The organism is Sulfolobus sp. A20, from assembly GCF_001719125.1.
GTDB lineage: Archaea > Thermoproteota > Thermoprotei_A > Sulfolobales > Sulfolobaceae > Saccharolobus.
In genome coordinates this window covers 1359705-1384450 of sequence record NZ_CP017006.1, presented here as the reverse complement: position 1 = coordinate 1384450, position 24746 = coordinate 1359705, and the positions used below count along the sequence as shown (strand labels likewise).

The following is a 24746-nucleotide window of genomic DNA, read 5'->3' as shown; positions in this document are numbered from 1 at the left end:
TTTTACTCCCTTTTTTCCTTTCCATCTTCTGACTTATATAACATAAAGATATAATCGTATGTACATGCAGTTTCACCAGTATGTTTTTTACATTCACACTTAAGTGTTACTATTTTTGCACCGGGTCTACTTTTACTTTCTCTTACCTCAGTTACTTCGAAAACGGAAAAGATAGTGTCTCCCGGATACACGGGTAAAAGAAACTTAATGTTATTAAATCCTAGTAATACTATTCTATCTCTTTCCCAATCAAAAACGTTAGATCTAACAAACAGCCCTTGAGATATACTTAATACCAAAAGTCCGTGGGCTATTCTCCTTCCTAATAATGGGTCTTTTTTAGCGTATATCTCATTAGTATGTGCTGGATGATAGTCACCAGTTAAACCAGAAAATAGAACAATATCGGCATCAGTTATAGTTCTAGCATTAGTTACTATTCTTTCACCTTTCTTTAATTCCATAACAAACAATGTTTAATATATTTTGCTAATAATTTATGACCTTAATATGTAAAGGTAATAATTTAAAAGTTTTCGCCAAGCGCTTATGGTTGAGATGAACCAATTCAAACCATTGTCAGATATAAGAGTTCTAGAATTAACTGTATTCTGGAGTGGACCTTATACTGGAAGACTTCTAGCAGAATTAGGTGCAGAAGTAATAAAAATTGAACCTCCTTGGGGAGATCCGCAAAGATATGTCCCGCCATATGTTAACATTGTAGATGAAAAAATGTCATTACATTTCATATTTTATAATGCTAATAAGAAATTTATAACCTTAAATCTGAAAACTGAGAAAGGTAGAAGTTTATTTTTGGAACTTATTAAGAAGACAGATATATTTATTGAAAATTTAAAGCCCGGTTCTCTAGAAAGGATGGGATTAGGATACGATACCTTAAAGGTAGTTAATCCAAGGCTTATCTATTGCAGTATTACAGGCTATGGGTATCATGGACCGTATAAAGAATTACCAGGTTTTGATCCTACAGTAGAAGCAGAAAGCGGATTTATGGATACTAATGGTTTTCCGGAAATGCCCACCAGAGTAGGTATGGGTATACTAGACATCATGACACCATATGCCGCAGTAGGAGCAATTCTAGCAGCATTAAGGTATAGAGACAAAACCGGAGAAGGGCAAAGAATTGATATGGCAATGTTTGATATGGCTGTGATTGCGTCGCAGCAAAGTATGGTATATTACTTAGGGAACTTGCCATACAGAGTAGGACCATCTAGCAGTATGTTCTATCCAGAGTATTTATACAAGACTAAAGATGGTTATATTTATGTTATTATTCATACGGATGACGCATGGAAAAGATTAGCGGAATACTTTGGAAGGGAAGATTTAGCAAATAATCCTAACTATAGGACTAATGAGGGTAGGCTAAGACATAAAGAGGAATTACATAAAATAGTTTCAAAGTGGTTCGAAGACTTATCTACTGAAGAAGCTTTTAGGATAGTGAGCCAAGCTGGAGGAGTTGCAGGAAGATTTAGGCCTTTATCATCTCAACTAACTGATCCTCATGTTAGAGCTAGAGAGCTATATAAAGAAATAGAAATACCGTCTGAAAATAAGAGGATCATCCTTCCTAATTCGGTGTTTAAGCTAGAAAAAATTCAGGCTGAAGTAAATACTGTGCCGATGCCAAGAGGATATCATAATTTTGAAATATTTAAGTCGCTACTAGGCTTAACTGATGACGAAATCAAGAGACTAAAGCAGGAAAAATCAATTTAAGGTTAAAAGATGATTAATTATGATAACGCTGAAAGGTTTAACTTGGAATCATATACGAGGTTATAGTGGCCTTATTGCTTCCTCTAAATATTATACAGAAAACGTTAATAATCAGATTAAAATTGAATGGAATACCATATCTTTAGAGGAATTCGAGGGACCTTTCTTTGAAAAATACGTTAATAATTATGATCTTCTTGTTATCGATCATCCTACTATAGGATATTCAGTAAGCATAAATGCATTTACTCCTATAGATTTAATAGTAAATGAGAGAGATCTACAAGAGATCTATAGAAACTCTATAAAGAGGTCTCTAGTAAGTTATATATATGATAATCATATATGGGCGTTACCTATAGACGTTTCAAGTATATTTTCAGCATATAGGGAAGACATTGTTAAAAAAGTTCCTAAAACGTGGGATGAAGTAGTAGACTTAGCTTTACAATCTAAAAATTTTAAAATAGCTCTCCCATTAAGCCCAGTTCATGCATTATGCAGCTTTCTAACTTTACTCTCGAATTATGGAGACTTTCCACTATATCATAAAAGATATTTCGCAAACAAAAGTATATCAATAAAAGTTTTGAAATTTATGTCAAATTTACTGAAATACTTACACCAAGATTCTTTAAAAATGAATCCAATTTTAGTCCTAGAGAAAATGAGCGAGACTGACGAAATAGGCTATGTTCCTTTAATTTTTGGATACGTAAACTATTCAATAAGGGGATTTAGAAAAAATGTAATAAAATTTACTAATATTCCCTCAACCTCGTCAGGTCCAATAGGAAGCGTCTTAGGAGGAGCTGGAATAGCGATATCAAATTACTCTAGATATAAAGAAGAAGCTATAAAATTTTCAGTATGGCTAATGAGAAAGGATATCCAGAAGAGTTTGTACTTCGAAAATGGTGGACAACCTGGAAACTTATATGTGTGGCTTGATGATGAAGTAAATAATAAGGCGAATAATTTCTTTTTAGATACTCTACTGACTGTCGAGAATTCATATATACGACCTAGACATCATAATTTTCCAAGATTCCAATTAGAAGGATCTATCATATTACATGAATATTTAAGGGGAGAAACCTCTGAGAACGAGGTTTATAGAGAATTGAACGATCTGTATCTAAGTTTACTAGGAAATTAAATGAGCGTGTAAAAATTCATAAGTTTATGAAGTATAAACTAAAAATTTTTACTTAAACTCCTTTTTTACCCCTTGAAAAGTTACATCGCTTGCTTGTGTATTAATTGTGAACATTCACTTGTATACTCCTTTGAACTCTTGATGTAAACCAATGAATTTTGGGATCGCCTTAGACTCAACCTTATCCCACAGCTCAACAAGTTGTAAATACTTTTGCTTGCCTTTTAATCCAAGCGAAAACGTATACCCTCTTATTTAAAAACCCTAGCTATAGCCCTAGCCATTAATATATTCAAGGACAATTCCTTAACGTGCTTACTTTATGCTTAGTATCCTCAAGAATCTTCCTACCGCTTATACTCCTGCTTACCCCTAACATTAACAACGTCATGACAACGAACGAGGAATATCCATATAAACCTTCTTCCTACCTCCCTCACGCATAGATGGAAAAAGGGATTAGTAAACTTTTAACTTCATAACGGAACTATATCCACACAATATATTAATAACAAATCTCTTCATTTCAAAGAATGAGATGTAATTGTATGTAAGGCTTATTAACCTTAGTCTAAAAAATCTTTAGATAATGATAAAGGCTAATCTTGAATTAATCCATAGTGGAGATTGGACTGAACTTACTAAAGGTTTAGAGGTTAAGCTAATAAGCTTATATTATCTAATAAATCCAATTAATCATATTAATCTGGAGATTATGTTATTTTATGGTAATGATCCATCTAAGTTCATAAGTAATTTAAAAAAACATAATAACATATATAAGGTTATAAATACTAAAAAAATAAGAAGAAATTTATTTGAAATAAGTTTTATGGGGAATTATAATGACTCAATAAGAAGAGTATTATTTCAAAATAATGTTATAGCAAGCTCTCTAGTGGTAGAGGATGGAGTAGAAAAATTTTCCATATTTTCTTTAAATGATAATAACTTAGAGACGGTTACAAATTCTTTAGCTAAAATGAAAAATGTTAACTTAATTAAAAATCAGAGACGTAAATATGATATAGTTGACGCTATACAGCTACTTACTCCTTTAGAGTCCCGAATAATCATAGAAGCTTACAATAGAGGGTTCTTTGAACATCCAAGAAACATAACTCTTGATAAGTTAGCTGAAGAATTTGGTATTACCAAAACTACACTTAATTTCCACTTAAGGAATGCAATAAGGAAGATAATATCGAATTTTCTATATAATCAATAATGACTATATAAGTAAACATTTTCACTATAAAAACTATTTCAACATCTATATGAAGACATGTTTATAGCATTACCTCAAAGGCATAAGTTAGGATTACCTCGATTGCATAAGCCATAAATATAAAAAATTTTATATTTATGATTTACTTTTATTTATTTTATATATATTTGGATATTAAAGTTAAATTAACATTATCAATTTTGCATGAAAAAGATTTTCCTATTATTGTCTCCAAAAATTATAAAAAATATTTTGTAGAAAAATGATCTAGCTTACATTCTTCCTCTTAGATTCAGTACTTGCTAATTGCTCGGTAAAATCTAACGGTTTATCCTTCAACTCTAATGCCGTAGTAGACATTGTGACTACATAAATAATGAAGCAAATTATAGAAGAGATAAATACTAGGTTCCACTCGTTCAGTGCAATCCATATACCTCCTATATATGCTGCAATAGAATAAAATAGTCCATAAGTTAACGCCCATAAGAATCCTTCACCTGAATGTCTAATTCTTGTAGGGTATATTTGTGGCATATAAGCTGGAGCGAAACCCCATATAGTCTGCACTGAATATCCTACAAAGAACAATATTATGAAATCTATTACTGGGCTAATCTTAATGGGTACGAACCAAAATGCTATAAGCGCTGGTACCGTAGCTAAAGTTATCATAGATGCTTTTCTTGTTCCTATATGATCCATAAACCAACCTTCAGTAGCATTCGCGACAAAATGACCCAATACAAATCCGTAGAAAACTATCGTAAAAGTAAAAGCCGGAAGTGGTGATCTAGTTATTCCTCCTATTAGGTACCAATCCTCATAATAGTAATCATGAAATGCAGTACCGAAAAATGCTGCAGCCAATCCTATAAATGCTAGTAATGTTATATTTCTATACTGGCCACTAAAGATCTCTCTAACTCCTTGTTTTATCGTAGCTCCTTCTCCCTTAGTTTTTTTAACACTCATTATTTTTTCCCAGCTCGGAGATTCTTTAATAGCTATTCGTATTAGATAAGCTGCAAAACCAAATGCAGCATTAGCTAAAAATCCAGCCCTCCAACCTAACGCAGACGCTGCAGCAAAGGTACCTGCGAACGTGTCAGCCAGAAAATATCCAACAGCTACACCCCCTTGTGAAAAAGATATGTACCAACTCCTCTTACCTGTTCTAACTTGCTCTGCTAATATAACCCAACCAGCAGTCATTTCCCCACCAGAAAATATTCCAGCCCCCAGTCTAGATATCAGAAACATTGGGTAATTTATTGCTAGTCCACTCATCGCTGTAAATATCATTACACCTACTAACGTAGTCAAAAATGTAAGCTTTCTACCCCAAGTGGTATCATCAATTTTACCGAAAATAAATCCTCCTATTCCATCACCTACACCAAACATTATGCCTATAAGTCCAAAAAGCGCTACAGAAATGTGGAAAGCCTTAGTTATCTGGTCTATTAAGAAGGCGTTAAGTACTATATCGGTGGCGGAAACGGCCCAGCCGAAGAATACCGCTATTAAGAGCAAAGCCTCATATTTACTATCATAATTACCGTCTGACATTGCTATTCTGTAAAAAGCTCTTTTGTTTTGCTTAAAAACATACATTCTTATCTGTAAGATAGGTTACAGATGCGGTGTTTTATTGATGTACAAATTATGGTTATCTTTGGGAAGACAAAGAATTAGCACATGTTTAAGTTTCTCAAGTTACATGCTTTAGCCTTTATCGAACTTTTTAATCTGATGAGTAAGCACATTACCTTATCAGGAAATACAGTTCCTCGTTTAGTAAAACTGGGTACGGTGTGATTCTTTAATGAAAAGATGTAATCATCGCCTATTCATTCCCTCTAGACAGTGTATTTTTCCTTAAGTGATCTTTCATCTCTATCTCTCATTGACAATACTAAGTACTGTCCACTAGTTGTATAAGCTTTTTATCATGAGATGCACTTACAGAAGGTTTTATTATTTCTCCTTAAACACGTTTAAGTATCATCAATGAATTTAGAGATAACTGTACGCTCCTTCACAGTCTTGTCTTATAATCCAATTAGTCCTAATTATTCTTACCATTTCTTAATCCAAGTGAATACAGTATTCCTCGTAGTTTAAAGTCTTGGTTATTGCCCTAGCATTCATACAATTTGAATACATCCTCAAGGTTCCTTAATGGCCTCATCAGGACGGTTGTTCTTGGAATTCTCTATAAAATACATATCACAATTCTTGCAGTTGTATTCTTGTTATCTCCACCGTTCTTATCAATCCTAACAATCTAATCTACAGTCTATGAGTAATATTAATTAAGGAATTAATAGACATACATCAATAGTAACGCTACAACTATAATTTAACTATACATCTAGAGGATAATAGTATTATAGCTTTGATCAGATTTATCTTAAATTCTTGATAAGACATCTTATAGAAGATACTTTATTTTAAAACCATTATCGAGAAACCTTTATAGGGCTCATCAAGGTGAGCTAAAGATACATCTTAATGAATAGTTTGGTAGCATAACTAAAAGTTAGATTAACGTTTTTAAAATAAAATCACACTACAGAAATCTACTAGCAAGTTACATTTTCTCTCTCGGCTCGCATAAATCTTTTCCTTTCTCAGTGAGAAAGAATTAATACTCTATAATTTAGATTATTAAATAATGATAGCTAGATTAAATGTAGCTCTTGAGCACTATGGAGATTGGAGTTTACTCACTAGAAGCTTTGATGTTATAGTAACTTCGAGATACTTTTATCCGTATAAAGAAAAGGGATATAGCTTAGAAGTGATTAGAGTTGAAGGCAAAAAAGACGAAATTAGAGATTTTATCAAAAAATTAAATAAATCTAGTAATATAAAGAAAGTAATAAATATAATTAAAATAAATAATATTCAATATGATATAATATTCTTAGGAGATTACGAGGAAATGGTAAAGTATGTATTTCTTGAGAGAAACGGGATATTAAGGAAGTCTGTTGTTAAAGATGGATTAAAAATATTTGACGTATATTTTATAAGATATAATAAAACTCAAGTAGAAAATATATATGATATTCTTAGAGATAAGGGAAGAATACTGAGGTTTAACATAAATAAAAATGATAAAAATAAATTAAAAACATTAAGTGAAAATGATTATTTAACACCAAATGAAAAATTGTTGCTGGAATTCGCTTACAAAAATGGTTTTTTCGATACCCCTCGGAAGATAGACCTAGATCACATAGCTAAAAACTTTAAACTTAGCAAAACTACTGCTAATTTCCATATTCGGAATGGAATAAAGAAAATCTTGAAAAATGCCTTTTCAGATGATGATATAATATAATTGTTTTTGAGTATGAAAATTTATTTTGCGAAGTTGTAGAAAAGACTTATATAAGATTTCTTTTATATATGAATTTTTGAATATTAAAAAAATTTATCTTTTAATTAGTTTGGTGATCATTTCCTTGCTTATGAATTTTTTGTTTATTAATACTTCAGTTGCCAATATTGTTGAGCCTAATAGTATTAGTATTAATGATAAGCTTGATGTATCACTATTTACGCTTTTACTACTCTTTAACCCATATGCTGCTGGATCTTTAACCCATGGTGGATAATAGTTTGCAAATGGATGGTTTGGAAATCCTAAGTATCCTAAGCCTAGTTTTGCTGCCGCTAGCCATTCACTCTCCTCTTCATGCATTGCTGAGACTAGTGTTGAGTTCCAAGCTGATAAACCTGCATTACCAACTTGAGCTAGAGTTAAAATTCCACTATCTAATTCAGCAAAGACGTCATCAAATACTCCACCATCAGATAATTGATATACGAAGTCTTGGGGTGAAGTGTTTAGAAGCCTCTCATAATTGTACCATTGCGCAGGAGTAACATAAAAATCAGTGTCATTGGTGTAATACCCTATCATTTTCCATTTAGTCCATAATTCTTGTCCTTGATATGATGCCCAAGTCTCTGCTAAAGTTATTCCGGCATTTTGATAAGGAGATTTAGGAACCGCTACAGAGTCTACTACTAATGCGAAGTAGTTTTGTGTACTTGGGAAAGGTTCTACTACTACAGAAACATTAGGCCAACTTATATAAGGCTCAGTAGCAGGATAAATTGTAGTATTAAGAAAATCGTAAGCATAATCTGTTACCCAGTCACCGTTGGTCTGAAAAGCTGTTTGTCCTTGGATTAATAAGGCAATGCCTTGAGTCCATTGCATAGGCTGCCATCCAGGATAGTTATACGAACTGTAATTTAAGAAGAGGTAGTTGGTCTGATTGATTATTTTTTGTACAGTAATATTATTGAAATTTATAGTACCATAAGTCATTTCGTTATATAGTCTAGGTCCACCTAATGCTAAAAATATATTCTCCCACAGATTAAGTTGGTCCCATCCCCCGTCCCCACCAGGTATTATCCACGGGTGAATTCCGTGATTGTATAATTGAATAGTATCGTAGGTTAAAGCGGATAAGTTGGTAGGTAATGGCAAGTTATATTCCCTTAATAATTTAATATTGACATAGAGAAGTCCACCTTCACCTGCATCTATAGGTAATGAAAATAAAGTGCCATTATATGCTCCAGCCTCAAGCACTGAAGGAACTACGTACTTAAATAAGCCCATGTTTTGCGCTATAGGAGTCATATTTACAAAATTATATGATCCATTAGGTGCAGCTTCAACATAACTAATCATTTCTGGACCATAATGAGTTTGAAAAGTAGTAGGAGGTTTGCCAGCCTCTATTAATGCCAATATAGCATATTTTGCGTTTACTCCTCCAGCACCTGGAACTAAATAGGATTGAAACATATAATTAGGATACAACTTCTCGAAATATGGGATAAAACTATTAAATGCATCTTGATTTACAGAACCCAGCCAATTATAGAATACTATATTTACTTTAGCTTGTGTTATACTTGTTGTTGTCACTACTGGTGTTGTTGTGCTTGTTGTTATTGTGCTTGTTACTGTTGTTGTTACTACTGTTGTTGTTGGTTTTCTTGTTAGTAGTACTCCTGCTACTGCCCCAATAACTACAATTATTACTACTACAGCAACAATTATGGCTATTTGTGTTGATGATAAACCCTTAACTAAACTATATTTCATAAGTAAACGGCAACCTAATGAAATAATAAAGTATAGCTCTTATCAGTAAAAAGGATAACATATTAAAATATGAAAAACATAAAAATAACCAATAACAAACAAAATAAAAATCTCTTAAGTCAAATTCTACGATAGTATAAATACTACTTGTTAAATGGATAAATAAAGATTATACCTACAATTTATTTAAAACTTACTTAAAATGTTGTATAAACGCTATTAGATAGTTTGACGCCTTTTTGTACAGTATCGTCATTAAGTCATAGATTTCTGGTTATAGTCCCGATTCAAACGTGTATATTGCTAGTGTGTATTTGAGTGTTTCTAGACTTACTGCCTTTGTTGCTCTTTTAACTAGTCTGTCCCTCATCGATATGCCCTCATTTACTGGGTGTATTACAGTGTGGTTTCTTAAGGTGAAGTGCACGTTGTAATAATCGCTTATCCATCCTCTGGGCAATATATTTTATAGTCCTTTTTGAAGTATGTCGAAGTCTACGAATTTTGATGTTGCCTTGGACTCAAGCCTTGTCCCACGGCTCAACAAAACTTGCCATACTCAAGTGAGTGCGTGGAAAACAATTTGGTTGTTTTGATATAAATTGAATTTTCTTTATTGTGGAAAAAGTATTTTTAGGGTAAGGGCGAGTCATTTATTGGGACGAGAATATGAATAGGTTTGATTTCCCAAATTATCTCTACCCTTTTAAGCCTAGGTTTCACTCCTTGGATTACCTTTGCTTTTTACCTCTTACTTGCTAGGCTAAAGGACTTTACTACCTCACGCTACCTTGCTCTTCGCAAGTTGGCTAATGTTAATTATGAGCTTAAGATTGATATTAAGGATGGGGATCATTTACTCGTTGATAAGGTTTTGAGGGTTAATGGTGAGATGGGTTGTTAGGTATTACGAGTCTGGGCTAATTCTTCATGCCTTAGGAGTGGTTTCCACGTTTACGTAATATTAAATTAAGCTTGAGAATTGGAGGGATAAGGTTACACGATAAGCCTATAAGGCATTCTCTTGGTTTAAACACGAGGTTGAAACGTTTGGCAAGAGAAGCTTAGTAGAACTATTATTCAAAGTTTAAAACTGGCAAGAATGGACTCACACTTCACATGGGACTCAACAAGAAACACAATAACGAGATGGCTAAAAATATTCTTCCACAATAATACAAAATAATACAATTTACTCTAAATCTATTAGCATAAGTTGGAATAAAATTTTATGGGGATGAATGAAATTGTTCTCCACACATGTAAAAGGGGTTAATAAATTTTACCTTTATTACGGCATTATATCCACACTTTCTCACACATAGCGAAATGAATATAAGCCATTTATTAAGAACTTATTAACATGATACAAGATTTTGAAGAAGTAGAGAGAAAATTATATTCTGCAGTTATTTCAGATATTCTAGATGATTTAGGATATAGAAAACATGTTATGAGCGCATGTATTAAGCCTTTAAGAAATGATATGAGGATTATTGGTAGAGCTTTACCTATACTTGTTAAAGAAGTTAAAGAGGAGCCTATTGAACCATATAAAATTATGCTAGAGGCAATAAGTAATATTAAGCCTAATGATGTTGTGGTTATAGTTTCAGAATCTAAGAATACTGCGTTATGGGGGGAATTATTTTCTAATGCTGCAAAGATCAGAGGAAGTAGGGGAGCTATAATAGATGGCTATAATAGGGATACACATAAGATACTTTCCATCAATTTTCCAGTGTTCTCTTGTGGCGCGCTTCCCTTAGATTCAAAAGGCAGAGCAGAAGCAATTTGTTATAACTGTAGGGTATACTCTGGTGAAGCTATTATAGAACCTGGTGACCTAATATTTGCAGATCTTGATGGGGTAGTTGTTATTCCTAAAAATATAGAGGATATCGTTATATCTAAGGCTTTAGAAAAAGCCAAAAAGGAAGATATAGTAAGAACCGAAATTCTTAAGGGAAGTTCGTTATCAGAAATGTGGAAAAAATATAGAGTATTATAAATATACAAATACAATTTTTATATCACTTTTAGTTTTATATAATGTATCATATTGAAACAATTAATTCTAGAAATAATTCGATTAGTGGATAAGAAAGATCAAGATAAAAATTATTCATATAATGACAAATTTTAATTATATAAAATACATTAGCTCAAATATTATCAATAATTTTATATTACATTGGTATCTGATTATCAGTTGTTAGAGTCATACTTTATATAGCCTAAATTCTCATTTAGAAATATGGACCTAAATATTAAAAATAAAGTTGTAATCGTAACTGGAGGATCCCAGGGTATAGGTAAGGGAATTGTTAATGTTCTTATGAACGAAGGTGTAAATGTAATAATTTTTGATAAAAAAGAGCCTTCCATGAATGTCGAGTATATTAGCACTGATGTTTCAAAAAAGGAAGAAGTTATTAAGGGAATAGATTATATTATCACAAAATATGGCAGGATTGACGCAATAGTCAATAACGCTGGTATAGAAATTTATGGTTCAGTTCATGAAACAAGTGAAGAGGATTGGGATAAAATAATTAATGTCAATGTGAAAGGCCCCTTCTTAATGTCTAAGTATTCTATACCGTATATGTTAAAGCAAGGTAAAGGTGTAATAGTTAACGTAGCATCAATACAAGCTTTTGCAACTCAACGCAGAGTTGCCGCTTATACTACTAGCAAACATGCATTATTAGGCTTAACTAGAAGTATTGCAGTTGATTACGCCCCTATAATTAGAGCTGTCGCAATATGTCCGGGATCCATAAGAACACCATTGTTAGAGTGGGCAGCGGAAGAAGAAGTAGGCAAAGAACATATAGAGGAAAAAATAAGAGAGTGGGGCGAAGCATATCCTATGAGAAGGGTTGGAGAACCTGAGGAAATTGGATATCTTACAGCATTCTTAATTTCTGATCTTGCCTCATTTATAAACGGGGTTTGTGTAACAATTGATGGTGGATTAACAGCACTAATCCCATTAAGTAGCCCAAAGAAATAGTATTATATTATTAGATTTTGTTTGTTATTGGTTATTTTTATGTTTTTCATATTTTAATATGTTATCCTTTTTACTGATAAGAGCTATACTTTATTATTTCATTAGGTTGCCGTTTACTTATGAAATATAGTTTAGTTAAGGGTTTATCATCAACACAAATAGCCATAATTGTTGCTGTAGTAGTAATAATTGTAGTTATTGGGGCAGTAGCAGGAGTACTACTAACAAGAAAACCAACAACAACAGTAGTAACAACAACAGTAACAAGCACAATAACAACAAGCACGACAACACCAGTAGTGACAACAAGCACAACAGGACCAATAGTATTCTACACATGGTGGGCAACAGAAGGAAAGGTTGGATTGGAACACCTAGTGAAAGCATTTCAAAATACTACTGGATTACAAATGCAACCCTATATTGTTCCTGGAGCTGGTGGGACAAACGCTAAATACGCAATAGTAGCTCTAATAGAGGCTGGAAAACCACCAGCGGGTTTTCAGACACATTTTGGTCCGGAAATGATTAGTTATGTTGAGGCTGCGCCTAATGGTGTAAATTCATTTGTTAACGTTACACCCTATGCCCAACAATGGGGACTATTCAACAATGCAGTATACGAAGTATTACAAGCAGGAACATATAACGGTACGCTGTTGTCAGTCCCCTTAAGTGTAAGTAGAGGATCTCTTATATATGTTAATGCTCAGTTATTAAGGGAGTATAATTTACCATTCCCCTACAATTTGAGTACACTAATTTATGATACAGTACAGTTGGCAAACCACGGAATTCACCCATGGATAATACCCGGTGGAGATGGGGGATGGGACCAATTCAACCTATGGGAAGACATATTCCTATCCCTAGCTGGACCACAATTATATGACGAAATGATATATGGAACCATAAACTTAAACAACGCTACAGTCCAAAAACTAATAAACGAGACCAACTACTGGTTCCTAAACTTCACATCCTACGATTACCCAGGATGGCAATCAATGACTTGGACACAAGGACTAACACTACTCGTACAAGGAAAAGTAGCATTCCAAGCAAATGGAAACTGGCTAACAGGCTACGCATATGACTTCCTAAACACATCAGCATACCCACCACTACCACAATACATAAACAACACAAGCATAACACTAATAGAATCCCCATTCCCAGGAACACAAAACTACTATGCACTAGTAATTAATTCAATGGGTATACCAGTAGGTCCTCAAGAACAACAAGCTCTACAACTAGCCCACTTCTGGTCATCATACCAAGGACAAATAGCATGGGCAAAATGGGTCGGTGTATCTTTCTATAAAAATTCCACAGACTTTTACAATACTCCTGCTCAATGGTATGATTATCAACAGTTGATAAATGATTCTAAGAATCCTCAAGACTTCGTATATCAATTATCTGATGGTGGAGTATTTGATGATGTTTTCGCACAAATAGACTCTGGATTACTAACACTACAACAAGTCGGTAATGCAGGTTTGTCAGCTTGGAACTCAACACTAGTCTCAGCGATGCATGAAGAGGAGAGTGAATGGCTAGCAGCAGCAAAACTAGGCTTAGGATACTTAGGATTTCCAAACCATCCATTCGCAAACTATTATCCACCATGGGTAATGAACCCAATGGCATATGGGTTAAAGAGTAGTAAAAGCGTAAATGTTAATGCCGGAATACTGATAATATCGTTATTAGGAGGATCTGTAATATTATTAAACGAAGTAATAAAGAGGGAATACTTAAATGTAAACTTTACCTTTATTAAAAAATGTTAATTTAGTTTTAATTTTTCATTTTCTTGCTTGGACCTTCTTCCTTTTCCTTTAATAACTTATTAATCTTTGATTCTCAATTCGAATTATTTGCTAGAATGCTTATTTATATTTCTCAGTTTTTTTACACGTGATAAGCCATATTTTTTATGTTTAATGTATAAAACTTAATTATATGGAGCTTAAGATAACTGATTTTAAGGTTTTTACGGCTCAAGCTAATTTTGAGTGGACTTTTGTTAAAGTGTATTCTAAAGACCTTTATGGTGTTGGTGAGGCTGGTCCAGCACCCGGATTAAAGGGAATGGAGAGTGAGTTCAAACAATTATTACTTGGAGAAGACGCCTTTAAGATTAATAGGATTGAACAGAAACTAAGATACGCTACATTATACTCAGGGAGCACAACACATCATTTAGTAGCAGGAACTATAATAGCAATTTATGACTTGATTACGAAATACTTGAATATCCCGTTATATAAGTTTTTAGGAGGAGATAGGGATGAAATTAGGGTATATGCTGATGCTCATGCTGGTAACGGATTAGAAGCGATTAATTCACTCTTATTACCAGTATCATTATGTGATAATAAACATGCAGAAATAAGATCTAATATCCCAATTAGCGGAAGACTTACAGAGGATAAGTGGGAGAAGGAGTATTCAGTCGAAGCCTTCGTAAAAAGAGCTAAAGATCTAGTTAATGAAGGATATACCGCGATAAAATTTGATTTAGACATACCTACTCCTTACTTAAATTTAGGGAGAATTAGAGTTGGCGATCTATCACTTAAGGATATTGATTTTATGATTGAAATAATTAAGGCTATAAGAGATAGTATAGGTAACGAAATAGATTTAATGGTAGATTTGCATTGGAGATATAACTTGAATACTGTATTAAGGTTATGTAAGGCTCTTAGCCCATATAGGCTTAGATGGATAGAAGACCCTACTCCTGCTAGCATAGGCTTAAGTAATTTTGATGAATTAAGAATTATTGCAGAGCGATGTAATACTCCTATAGCTATAGGAGAAACCCTTTACTCTTATCAGCAATTTAAAGATCTTATTCCATCAAAGATTCTAGTTTGGACACCTGATATAGCGAAAACGGGAATTATTGAAGGAAGAAGAATAATTGAGTTAGCGTCCATGTACGATATTGAATTTTCCCCTCATAATATAGGTTCTCCCATAGCTACTATGGCAACAGCACATTTATCATCATTATCGAATACTCTTGGAGCAATGGAATTTCATGCTCATGATCTTCCTTTTTGGAATGAAATAGTAAGGCCTAAAAAAAGAATAATTGATCATGGTTTTATTAAGTTAAATGATGAACCAGGTTTAGGTATTGACTTAGATACTGACGCAGCTAAAAAATATTGGGATGATATAGATCTTTAAACTAAAAATACGTCATGTATAATGGGAGGGTGTGATGTTTGGTTAGGATTGTTGCTAGGAGTATTAGTAAGGTTTTTAAGAGGGGTTCTGTTGTTGCTTTGGATAATGTTAGTTTGGTTGTTGAGAGTGGTTCTAGGTTTGGTGTTTTGGGTCCTAGTGGTGCTGGTAAGACTACTTTTATGAGGATTGTTGCTGGTTTGGATGTTCCTTCTAGTGGTGAGCTTTTGTTTGATGATAGGGTTGTTGCTTCTAATGGTAGGCTTGTTGTTCCCCCTGAGGATAGGAGGATTGGTATGGTTTTTCAGACTTGGGCTTTGTATCCTAATCTTACTGCTTTTGAGAATATTGCTTTTCCTTTGACTAATATGAGGCTTAGTAGGGGTGAGATTAGGAGGAGGGTTGAGGAGGTTGCTGAGATTTTGGATATTTCTCATGTTTTGGGTCATTATCCTAGGGAGTTGTCTGGTGGTCAGCAGCAGAGGGTTGCTTTGGCTAGGGCTTTGGTTAAGAATCCTTCTTTGCTTTTGTTGGATGAGCCTTTTAGTAATTTGGATGCTAGGATGAGGGATAGTGCTAGGGCTTTGGTTAAGGATGTTCAAGGGAGGTTGGGGGTTACTTTGCTTATTGTTAGTCATGATCCTGCTGATATTTTTTCTATTGCTGATAGTGTTGGTGTTTTGGTTAAGGGTAGGCTTGTTCAAGTTGGTAAGCCTGAGGATGTTTATAATAATCCTGTCTCTGTTGAGGTTGCTAGTTTGATTGGTGAGATTAATGAGTTGGAGGGTAAGGTTACTGATGAGGGTGTTGTTGTTGGTAGTTTGAAGTTTCCTTTTGTTGGTGGTTATAGTGGGGATAGGGTTGTTGTTGGTGTTAGGCCAGAGGATGTTAAGTTGGCTAAGGATGTTTTGAGTTTGGATGATTGGGTTTTGGTTGGTAAGGGTAGGGTTAAGGTTGTTGGTTATCAAGGTGGTATGTTTAGGATTACTGTTATGCCTATTGAGGGTAGTGATGAGATTGTTACTTATGTTGATCATCCTTTGAGGAGTGATGAAGAAGTTTTAATATATGTTAGGAAAAATTCAATAAAAATATTCAAATAAAAAATATATAAATTCGGCATAAACATATGGTCTACTAAATAAAAATCAGCCGGTTATGAAACTTACGTAAATAATATACTCATAAAACCTAAACAAGCTTCTTACAGATAAGAGGTTAGACTTATTTTTATAAAGAAAAGATATTTATATGTAATGCAGAAGCTTCCTAGGATTAGGCTTGCAGAAATACTTCTTGAAAGTTCTCCTACCCCTTTTTGGCAAATTTTAAAACAAATCGGTGTCGAAGAAGCCACAGGTATTTTACCTAGATGGTATCAAGACCAAAGACAGTGGAGAATTGATGAGCCTTGGGATTATGCTTCCTTAGCTAACTATAAGAGAATGGTTGAGGATGCCGGTTTTAAGTTAACCGTAATAGAGGATAATCCACCAATGGATAAACTGATTTATGGTTTACCGGGGAAAGAAGAGCAAAAGGAGTACGTTTTTAAACTTATTGAGAATATGGGGAAGCTAAAAATACCAATATGGTGCTACAACTGGATGCCTACAAATTGGCTCAGAACAAGGACTGCTTTAAAAGGAAGAGGTGATGCGGTAGTTTCTGGCTTTGATGAGGAGGATTTAAAAAATACTCCACCGCCCAAGTATGGAAAAATAGATAAACCTACTCTATGGAGAAATTTAGAGAGCTTTCTCAAAGAGATACTCCCAGTAGCTGAAGACGCAAATGTTAAATTAGCTATTCATCCAGATGATCCCCCAATTGATGAAGTGAGAGGAACAGCGAGAATTATGAATAGTGTAGAAGCTTTTGAAAGGCTAATAACAGAATTTCCTAGCGAGTATAATGGAATTACTTTTGATCATTCAATTTTTTCATTGATAGCAGATGATGAGGTTGCTGTAGTTAGTCGTTTCCTAGAAAAAGGTAGAGTATTCTTTGTGCATTTTAGAGAGGTCATAGGAAATAAGAGAAAGTTTGTTGAGGTTTTCATCGATGAAGGATTAACTAGGCAATTTATGGAGATTAGGGAGTACGTAAAACATGGATTTTACGGTCCATTTAGAGTAGACCACACTCCCACACTTTTGGGGGATACTACACAGTTATCAATGCCAGGGTATTCAATCTTGGGGAGGATACATGCTATTGGGTATCTTCAAGGACTTTTTAGAGCGGCAATAGAAAGTTTAGGAACTAATTATGAATATAAGTGATATTATGATAGAGCTTAAGGAGATAGATAAAGGAATTACATTAATAGCTACCGAATATCATGACGTTGATCTTAATCTATTACATGTGAATAGAATGGATAGAAGATATTTACTCGATACCTCAACTTCTATACAGATAGAGTCAATAATAAATAAGATAGGAGAATTGCCAGATAGTGCAATCATATCTCATGCGCATCTGGATCATGCCGGTGGATCTGGATACTTATCAAGTAAAGGCGTCAACGTTATTTCACATAAAATAACAGCGTCGTTACTGTCAGACAATTACAGTGCTATTTATAGTTTCTTTCCAAATAGATTTATAAAATGGATCGGAGAAGAAAATGGTAAATCATTCGTTAACCTTATAAAGACGGAATTAGGATCGCCTAAAGTTTCTAGCACTGAGTTGCCTAACGATTCAGAATTCAAATGTTTTGAAGCTTTTGGTCACGTAGCGGGAGCAATAATATGTAAAGTAGGTAGTGTATTTTTTACTGGTGATGAAATTCAGGGTAGCGGGATCAGGGGTAGAGAGGAAACTAACTCTATACCACAAATCTCGTCAATAGAAGAATATTTGATGACAGTGTACAAGCTTATAAAAATGAGGCCAGATATTATAGTTCCAGCCCATAATTACTTGCCCAATAACTCAAGAATTATTGAGGGTACGGACGTAGATAAGTTTTTATACTCATCATTATATTCTGCACTCGAGCTCATAGACATAGCTGAATCAATTCTGGATAAACCTAAAACACTAGGAGAATTTACGGATAATTTATTAGCAGAATATGGGATAAAAAGAAAAGTATATCCGCAAGCATTAATTACGGCAGAGGCTATACTCAACTACTTACGTAAAAGCGAAAAATTGATAATAGTTAGAGAAGGTGAAGCGGAATTATATCTAGCGTCTAGGTAAAAAATTTCATTAATATTACTCAACCATCAATCAAATGTAGTAAAGGAATATAATACTATTATCATTATCTAGGTATAATTTTTAGAACGGTTTTTAATCATTTAAGCCATAACAGCTAATAAACTACACTATAATTTATGTGTGTATAACGGTATTATGAAGAATAATATAATATCGTTCTATCTTGCTCTGGGCAATGTATTTTAGCTTCCTTGAAGTCTTTTCATCTTTACTTAGAATACTAGGTACATAGCCTTATCCGTGTAGCTTATTATTGTGAATATCCACTTATATAACCCTTTAACATTCCTCTTGAAGTATGTCCAGTAGACGAATTTTGATATTGCCTTGGACTCAAGCCTTATTCCACAGTTCAATATATTATAAATACTTCTGCTTTCCATATCTAAGTGAAAATAGTATACCCCTTATTTAAAACAGTTACCTCATACTATTAATACGTTCAAGGAATTTTGCTTTATCTATACTTAGACATCGTTAATAAACTCGGTATGTTCATACTCTAGTTTACCCCTTAACAAGGCGATAACTATCACACTTTGTATAAGTTGTATCCCTATAAAGCTCCATCCTTACCCATAACAAATATAGAATTGGTCAATAAATAATACCTTCATAACTATAATTATGTTAATATATCGCTCGATTATAATATCTCGATTACAATACTAGGAGTCCTCTAGTTAGTTAGATATACGTCTGTGCTTAAGAAAGTCCATGAGCGTTATAGTTAGATCTTATGCTAAAACCCAATAGATTCTCATTTTATCTTTAGAAAGCTAGAGATAGCAAGATACGAAGAAGATTTATTTTATCACTACAAGATATCTAATAGTTATGAAAAGTAAAAATGATTTGAGAGATCAAGAATACTATTTGTATAGATTAGAATTAAGTCATGATGATTGCTGGAGCTATCACATTAATGGCGAGTACATTGATTCGTTAATTGGATTTTATAGTTATGGTGAACATCTTGAGGCATTTAGAATAGCTAAAGTTGAACGAAATAATATAATAGATGGGTCATTTATGAGTAAAAGTTTCAGAGAAAAGTTTGGGATAAAAACCGTTACGATAAGAAAGCTTAATAAGAATCTATATCTTCTTCACATGATAGTTCCTTATGAGTACTCATCTATAGTCAAGCTTTATAGGAGTGGGATAAATGATTTCTCTCAATTAGTTATTAACAATCATGAAATATTTTATTTTATCTCAAATGATATAGTGGTTAAAAACTTAATTACAGTATTAACTGCAGATGATAATTTAAGAGTATTAGATATTAGAAGAACTAGTCTCACTGTTGACAATTTATTCTCATTAATGCCTTTACGTCTTGTTCCTGTCTTACTATTTACAAGAAGAGAAAGGGATATAGTATTAAAAGCATTAAATGGTGGTTATTTTGAAATTCCCAGAAAAATATCTTTAGATGAACTATGTAAAGAAATAGGGATAAGTAAAACCGAAGTAACGATGCTCATAAGAAATTCTATTAAAAAATTACTAAATAGCATGTTTCATACAGTATTTTAAATGTTACATATTAACTACAATAGCTCTATTTTACAGCGAGGTAGAAAAGTTATTCAATGTATTATATAATCATGGTTCTCTCACCTTAAAATATTGAGCCTCTCCTGCATTTTAGTTAGGCATAAGTAGAACTGCTCACTTGGCATAATCCCTTGGATCTATTAGCAATGGGACTTAGTATGTGAATATAGCGCCGTTGCGAAGGTAAATCCTTCCATAGAGGATATACTAACGATAGCTAATATAGGTTTAAGATGTAGGTCTCTATATAATCCGCGATACGTTTTCCAAAAATTTTCCATAATTTGAGCTTCTTCATTTATACGCGACTAACTAGGAAATATTTAAAAAATTACTTTCTTCTCCTCGATAGAACAAGTGCACCTACAATTATTATTACGATAAATATTATGACTAAAGCAATATAATATAACGTATAGTTGGATGAATTCTTCAATGTCTCTGTAGTTAAGGAGTTAGAGGAAGTAGTAGTCGCTATTATATTACTTGAAGAGCTTACGGTATTACTAGATGCCAGATTAATCGTATAGGGTTGATAGTACATCATGTTATAGAAATAGCCATCGAATTGATTCCATACAAATCCCTTAACATATGGTTGGACGAAGAAGTATACTATATAGTTAGGTAACCAGATGTAAGGGGCTTCGTTGTAAAGTATCTTATAAGCTTGTGCTACTTCATTAGTTTGAAGTGTAGTATTAGTTATGAAAGGCAAGTTACTATATATTTGTTGTAAGGCTGAGTTATTAACCCAAGCAAAATTACCACTAATCCCTCCAAATTCAACGTCAGTTTGTGCTATAAGCTCTTGGAATACTGGATCTGGCCAATCGGGGAACCAACCTAAGTCAGCCATAGCTGGCGTATCATTAGGAGAGAGCCAGTTGTCTATTACCGCTGGTAACACATACTTAAAGGCAACTGATATGCCTAGTTGGCCTAAGTTTTGCTGAACAATATCCAATTCCTCTTGTTCCAGCTCAGTTACTGGAGTTATAGAGTAAATCTCCAAGGTTGGTAATTGACTTCCCTTAGAATCTCCTACTACAGTCCCATTAGGTAATATTACGTAAAAATGCCCTTCATATCCAGCCTCGTTTAAGTAATGTAAGGCTAATGAAAAGTTATATACGTAAGGATGTAAATTATCAAGTTGCATAACCTCGTTATATAAGGGAAAGACTGGTGACATAGGTCCGAAGTACTCTGTAGCTCCTATTTGTCCATTTGGAAGTTTAAATAATTGTAGGAGTTCAGTATAGTTGATTCCATATACTAAAGTTAATCGTAAGGCTGTTATGTTAGTAGGAAAAGTTTCAGTATTCATGGAGATGAAGTATGCAGCAGCCTCATAGCCTAAGTTAAGGAAAACTTGGCTAAAATTAACATATTTATTGTATTGGTAAGCGGAGTACATCTGTTCCAAAAAAGGTTGTGAAACGTAAGATATTTGTGCTTGATTCGTTGCGAAATCTTCAACTCTATCAGTATGAGATAAACCGTAATCTACTATTATGATAGGTATATGTGCTGGTTCAGCTACCGCTGGAATATTAGTTAGGTTCTCTGCCCAATAGTGAGGATTCTTTTCAAGAGTGATCGTTGACATCCCTGCCCCTACTTTTTTGATCACATATGGACCAGTTCCGTTCATCCCATTTTCATTTATATATGAATTTGCACTGTTTGGTTGTACTCCTCCGTGTTGGTCTACGTATACTGGGTTTACTATTGCTCCCCACCAGTTTGCCAAGTCTAGTAGGAAGTCTCTGTAGGGTTCTAGTGTGTTTATTTCTACCTCATATGGTCCTTTAACAACTACTGCTTGGTATGGGTATTCCATTATCTTCTGAATTGTTTGATTGTTTGCGTTGAAGTGTGATAGGATAGATGCTAAAACCTTAGCTGTTAAAGTAAAGTTTCCTCCAGTTTGTAATCCAGTAACGTTTTGAATTGCATTGTTTACACCCCAAGGTATAGCGTATCCAAATGTACTAAACACTGTTCCATTAAACAATAAACCAACATAATTAGAGATGCCTGCTCCTTGTCCCATTAGTATTGTCCTATATAACGAGAACCATACTGTTGACGCGTTGACTTGTACTCCGTCTGGGAAGTAAACTCCTTGTCTTATGAAGAACGTCCAGTTCTCGTAATTGGATGTACTCCAATTCTGAGCTATTACCGGAACTACATGGAGATAGTCTGACCCGTTAAATTCCACAAGTTCTTGGAATACAGCTGTGAAGAAAGGACCATCTTCCACTGCAAACCCTGTAGCTGGATCTAATGCATCTGGAGGAATAGTTTGGGATACGTCTATTAGTTGTGAAGTATTAGATGGAGCTATAGTGATAGTAGTTTGGCTTGATACTACCATGGATGCTAATGAAACTAATAACACATTTAGTATGATTGCTATCAAGAAGAAGGAAGCTGGGTTCATCCTCTTTTTTATGCTTTTCATGCACGTATAATTTTTAGGCCAATTAAAAAGCTTTCTTAAAATAAGAGTTTGCTATAAATACTTTAATTTCATTTTTAATCATTCACAATTAATATCTTTTTCTAAAATATATTAAAATCTAAGGAATACGTAATACAATGTCATCGCGTATGCCTACTTTAGATATATAGTTCCTAATGTATCAATCTGAGCGTTTAAGATAATTTATGCCTCAATACTGTGTTGATTTATTTCGACTTCTGGATTATTCTGACTTTTCCCATAAATTAATGCTAAACCTATTACATGGATTTAGAATTTTGTAAGAATACCGTTTGATAATGAAAAACTTTAACATCATAAGGCAATTATATTTTCAACTATACGATGCAGGCTTTTTTACATATTTTTATTATAGATTGTTCCTTAATGATTTCATTTTAAACAATAATTTATTTAGTTTTAATAAAAATACATAAGACTAAGGTTTAAATACAAGTTAGTATGCAAAATATGTTGTATGAATGATGATCATCATAAGTTAAAAGAAAATACAATAGGATTCTGGGGGTTAGTCGCAATAGGTTTAGCAGGTATTCTACCTATTTTCGGTCCTATAGAAGTTTCGGCGTTTATTAACGATGCGGGACCAGCCTCAATGTGGCCAGTAATCTTGGGAGCAATATTGTTCCTTATAATCTCACTGCCTATTATAGAATATACAAGAATTGTACCATTCGCAGGGGGCTATTATGGATTAGCGGAATTAGGATTTGGAAAAGCTGCGGGCAAATTTACTGGTCTTTTAAACATGATTTATGGTTTCTTCTGGCTAGCCTCCAATGCTTTCGCAATGGGATGGATAATTACTGATACCATTTATTACGTCTTAGGTTATCTAATTCCTATCTGGGTATGGATGGTAGTAGGAATTATGGTTCTAATCGCTGAATATTTTGTAGCTACATTAAATTCAAATTTGCTCAGTAAGATTATTTTTTATACTATATTATTAGGCATGTTGGTAGTGTTAATATTTAGTATATACGTAACTATAAGATCTCCATACAATTCTCTTTACTATCTTAATCCTCTTAATAGCCCTACTGGATTCAGCGGAGTAGCTTTAGCTACGGCTACGGTCGGCTTTTATACATACGTTGGATATGGAACCAGCTTATTTTTCAGTGAGGAGGCTAAAGATTCTAGAACATCTGTATATAAGGCAATATACGTTTCAGTTATTATTTCTACAATTGTTATAGCTTTCATAGCATATTCAGAAACCGTGGCTGTTCCTCTTTCACAACTGTCTACAGTAGGTTCATCATCACTTCCTCAGATAGTATCCTGGAGTAAGTACCTCCCTCTCTTTTCTTTACTAATTCTTAATATGTTTATATTTATAGCATCAACCATAGCTATGTCTGCGGATATAGGATATACTGGAAGGTTAATGTGGAGCCTTGCTAGGGATAATTTCATTAAAAATAACTGGATTAAGAAATTAGATCCTAAACAAAAAACCCCTAAGAATGCAACGATGTTATACGTTATTTTTTCGTCAATTATATTCTTGGTAATAGGTCTAGTATTGACTACTATATATGGCTATAATGCCTCTACTGTAGCTGTTACATGGTATACAGACGCTACTATAGGTACGATAATATGGTATTTCCATCACTTCATACCAGAAGTAGGATTATTCAATTTTATTAGGAAGCATAAGGAAATTTCTTATTCTAAGATTAGACTATGGATAGTGGGATTAATAATTCCAGTAATAGGCATAGTATTTTTCGCATATACGTTCTATGAGGGTATAATAGGAGATCTGGCGGAACCATATTTTGGGGCACTAATCTTAGCAACTGCTGTAATCATAGGATCGCTTGGTTATATAGTATATAAATGGAGGAAAAACGATTTAGGGGAATCCTGGGTACTGAAAAATGTTAGCGAAAGCAACAAACAATAATA

Annotated in this window: 19 protein-coding genes; 14 read left to right on the top strand and 5 right to left on the bottom strand. The window is 33.8% G+C overall.

The genetic code is table 11. The features are described from left to right. Positions 1 to 2 precede the first annotated feature (2 nt). Complete coding sequence (locus BFU36_RS07360; protein ID WP_069283030.1) at positions 3 to 464, bottom strand: MaoC family dehydratase; 462 nt, start codon at positions 462 to 464, stop codon at positions 3 to 5. Between the two features lie 85 nt (positions 465 to 549). Between BFU36_RS07360 and BFU36_RS07355 the strand changes: the two genes are divergently transcribed. The 3 genes from BFU36_RS07355 to BFU36_RS07345 all read left to right on the top strand — a co-directional run bounded on the left by BFU36_RS07355 (position 550) and on the right by BFU36_RS07345 (position 4142). Beyond that, positions 550 to 1755, top strand: coding sequence for a CaiB/BaiF CoA-transferase family protein (locus BFU36_RS07355; protein ID WP_231961069.1), 1206 nt, complete (start codon positions 550 to 552; stop codon positions 1753 to 1755). Between the two features lie 19 nt (positions 1756 to 1774). Further along, positions 1775 to 2914: an extracellular solute-binding protein gene (locus BFU36_RS07350; protein ID WP_069283028.1), complete on the top strand. Its 1140-nt coding sequence runs from the start codon at positions 1775 to 1777 to the stop codon at positions 2912 to 2914. Between the two features lie 589 nt (positions 2915 to 3503). Then, entirely contained in the window at positions 3504 to 4142 is a 639-nt protein-coding gene (locus BFU36_RS07345) for a helix-turn-helix domain-containing protein (RefSeq protein ID WP_069283026.1), read from the top strand. Between the two features lie 267 nt (positions 4143 to 4409). Here BFU36_RS07345 and BFU36_RS14225 read toward each other — a convergent pair whose 3' ends face one another. Further along, positions 4410 to 5714: an MFS transporter gene (locus BFU36_RS14225; RefSeq protein ID WP_083216443.1), complete on the bottom strand. Its 1305-nt coding sequence runs from the start codon at positions 5712 to 5714 to the stop codon at positions 4410 to 4412. Positions 5715 to 6822: 1108 nt separating this feature from the next. Here BFU36_RS14225 and BFU36_RS07335 point away from each other — a divergent pair. After that, positions 6823 to 7494: a helix-turn-helix domain-containing protein gene (locus tag BFU36_RS07335; RefSeq protein WP_069283024.1), complete on the top strand. Its 672-nt coding sequence runs from the start codon at positions 6823 to 6825 to the stop codon at positions 7492 to 7494. A 93-nt stretch (positions 7495 to 7587) separates the two neighbouring features. Here BFU36_RS07335 and glcS (BFU36_RS07330) read toward each other — a convergent pair whose 3' ends face one another. Beyond that, positions 7588 to 9285 (bottom strand): glucose ABC transporter substrate-binding protein GlcS, encoded by a 1698-nt coding sequence (glcS, locus tag BFU36_RS07330; RefSeq protein WP_069283022.1) that lies wholly within the window; start codon positions 9283 to 9285, stop codon positions 7588 to 7590. Between the two features lie 679 nt (positions 9286 to 9964). On the opposite strand from glcS (BFU36_RS07330), the gene BFU36_RS14080 reads away from it, so the two are divergent. From BFU36_RS14080 to BFU36_RS07290, 8 genes are all read left to right on the top strand, one after another. After that, entirely contained in the window at positions 9965 to 10189 is a 225-nt protein-coding gene (locus BFU36_RS14080) for a hypothetical protein (protein WP_069283020.1), read from the top strand. A 459-nt stretch (positions 10190 to 10648) separates the two neighbouring features. After that, positions 10649 to 11296 (top strand): RraA family protein, encoded by a 648-nt coding sequence (locus tag BFU36_RS07320; protein ID WP_069283018.1) that lies wholly within the window; start codon positions 10649 to 10651, stop codon positions 11294 to 11296. Positions 11297 to 11542: 246 nt separating this feature from the next. Next, entirely contained in the window at positions 11543 to 12304 is a 762-nt protein-coding gene (locus BFU36_RS07315) for an SDR family oxidoreductase (protein WP_069283016.1), read from the top strand. Positions 12305 to 12423: 119 nt separating this feature from the next. Further along, the gene (gene glcS, locus BFU36_RS07310) at positions 12424 to 14103 is read left to right on the top strand and encodes a glucose ABC transporter substrate-binding protein GlcS (RefSeq protein ID WP_069283014.1); all 1680 of its coding nucleotides are present in this window, start codon (positions 12424 to 12426) and stop codon (positions 14101 to 14103) included. Positions 14104 to 14275: 172 nt separating this feature from the next. Then, complete coding sequence (locus tag BFU36_RS07305) at positions 14276 to 15514, top strand: mandelate racemase/muconate lactonizing enzyme family protein (protein ID WP_069283013.1); 1239 nt, start codon at positions 14276 to 14278, stop codon at positions 15512 to 15514. A 38-nt stretch (positions 15515 to 15552) separates the two neighbouring features. Next, entirely contained in the window at positions 15553 to 16614 is a 1062-nt protein-coding gene (glcV, locus tag BFU36_RS07300; protein ID WP_069283012.1) for a glucose ABC transporter ATP-binding protein GlcV, read from the top strand. Between the two features lie 153 nt (positions 16615 to 16767). Beyond that, positions 16768 to 17796, top strand: coding sequence for a mannonate dehydratase (locus BFU36_RS07295; RefSeq protein ID WP_069283011.1), 1029 nt, complete (start codon positions 16768 to 16770; stop codon positions 17794 to 17796). Next, the gene (locus tag BFU36_RS07290; protein ID WP_069283010.1) at positions 17783 to 18727 is read left to right on the top strand and encodes an MBL fold metallo-hydrolase; all 945 of its coding nucleotides are present in this window, start codon (positions 17783 to 17785) and stop codon (positions 18725 to 18727) included. The genes BFU36_RS07295 and BFU36_RS07290 overlap by 14 nt, the downstream gene beginning before the upstream one ends. Before the next feature lie 233 nt (positions 18728 to 18960). Here BFU36_RS07290 and BFU36_RS13825 read toward each other — a convergent pair whose 3' ends face one another. Beyond that, the gene (locus tag BFU36_RS13825) at positions 18961 to 19131 is read right to left on the bottom strand and encodes a hypothetical protein (protein ID WP_156770064.1); all 171 of its coding nucleotides are present in this window, start codon (positions 19129 to 19131) and stop codon (positions 18961 to 18963) included. Between the two features lie 454 nt (positions 19132 to 19585). On the opposite strand from BFU36_RS13825, the gene BFU36_RS07285 reads away from it, so the two are divergent. After that, positions 19586 to 20290 carry a helix-turn-helix domain-containing protein gene (locus BFU36_RS07285; protein ID WP_069283008.1) on the top strand — a complete coding sequence of 235 codons (705 nt, stop codon included), beginning with the start codon at positions 19586 to 19588 and terminating at the stop codon, positions 20288 to 20290. Positions 20291 to 20642: 352 nt separating this feature from the next. Here the strand turns inward: BFU36_RS07285 and BFU36_RS07280 are convergent, their stop codons facing one another. Then, the gene (locus BFU36_RS07280; protein WP_409349239.1) at positions 20643 to 22697 is read right to left on the bottom strand and encodes an ABC transporter substrate-binding protein; all 2055 of its coding nucleotides are present in this window, start codon (positions 22695 to 22697) and stop codon (positions 20643 to 20645) included. Positions 22698 to 23283: 586 nt separating this feature from the next. Between BFU36_RS07280 and BFU36_RS07275 the strand changes: the two genes are divergently transcribed. Further along, a complete protein-coding gene (locus tag BFU36_RS07275) occupies positions 23284 to 24744 on the top strand; it encodes an APC family permease (RefSeq protein ID WP_069283004.1) in 1461 nt (486 codons plus the stop codon). The last annotated feature ends 2 nt before the right edge of the window (positions 24745 to 24746 follow it).

Coding starts and splice junctions, on each gene's coding strand:
- BFU36_RS07360 (WP_069283030.1), bottom strand. CDS start 464: ATGGAATTAAAGAAAGGTGAAAGAATAGTAACTAATGCTAGAACTATA.
- BFU36_RS07355 (WP_231961069.1), top strand. CDS start 550: ATGGTTGAGATGAACCAATTCAAACCATTGTCAGATATAAGAGTTCTA.
- BFU36_RS07350 (WP_069283028.1), top strand. CDS start 1,775: ATGATAACGCTGAAAGGTTTAACTTGGAATCATATACGAGGTTATAGT.
- BFU36_RS07345 (WP_069283026.1), top strand. CDS start 3,504: ATGATAAAGGCTAATCTTGAATTAATCCATAGTGGAGATTGGACTGAA.
- BFU36_RS14225 (WP_083216443.1), bottom strand. CDS start 5,714: ATGTCAGACGGTAATTATGATAGTAAATATGAGGCTTTGCTCTTAATA.
- BFU36_RS07335 (WP_069283024.1), top strand. CDS start 6,823: ATGATAGCTAGATTAAATGTAGCTCTTGAGCACTATGGAGATTGGAGT.
- glcS (WP_069283022.1), bottom strand. CDS start 9,285: ATGAAATATAGTTTAGTTAAGGGTTTATCATCAACACAAATAGCCATA.
- BFU36_RS07320 (WP_069283018.1), top strand. CDS start 10,649: ATGATACAAGATTTTGAAGAAGTAGAGAGAAAATTATATTCTGCAGTT.
- BFU36_RS07315 (WP_069283016.1), top strand. CDS start 11,543: ATGGACCTAAATATTAAAAATAAAGTTGTAATCGTAACTGGAGGATCC.
- glcS (WP_069283014.1), top strand. CDS start 12,424: ATGAAATATAGTTTAGTTAAGGGTTTATCATCAACACAAATAGCCATA.
- BFU36_RS07305 (WP_069283013.1), top strand. CDS start 14,276: ATGGAGCTTAAGATAACTGATTTTAAGGTTTTTACGGCTCAAGCTAAT.
- BFU36_RS07295 (WP_069283011.1), top strand. CDS start 16,768: ATGCAGAAGCTTCCTAGGATTAGGCTTGCAGAAATACTTCTTGAAAGT.
- BFU36_RS07290 (WP_069283010.1), top strand. CDS start 17,783: ATGAATATAAGTGATATTATGATAGAGCTTAAGGAGATAGATAAAGGA.
- BFU36_RS13825 (WP_156770064.1), bottom strand. CDS start 19,131: ATGGAAAGCAGAAGTATTTATAATATATTGAACTGTGGAATAAGGCTT.
- BFU36_RS07285 (WP_069283008.1), top strand. CDS start 19,586: ATGAAAAGTAAAAATGATTTGAGAGATCAAGAATACTATTTGTATAGA.
- BFU36_RS07280 (WP_409349239.1), bottom strand. CDS start 22,697: ATGGTAGTATCAAGCCAAACTACTATCACTATAGCTCCATCTAATACT.
- BFU36_RS07275 (WP_069283004.1), top strand. CDS start 23,284: ATGAATGATGATCATCATAAGTTAAAAGAAAATACAATAGGATTCTGG.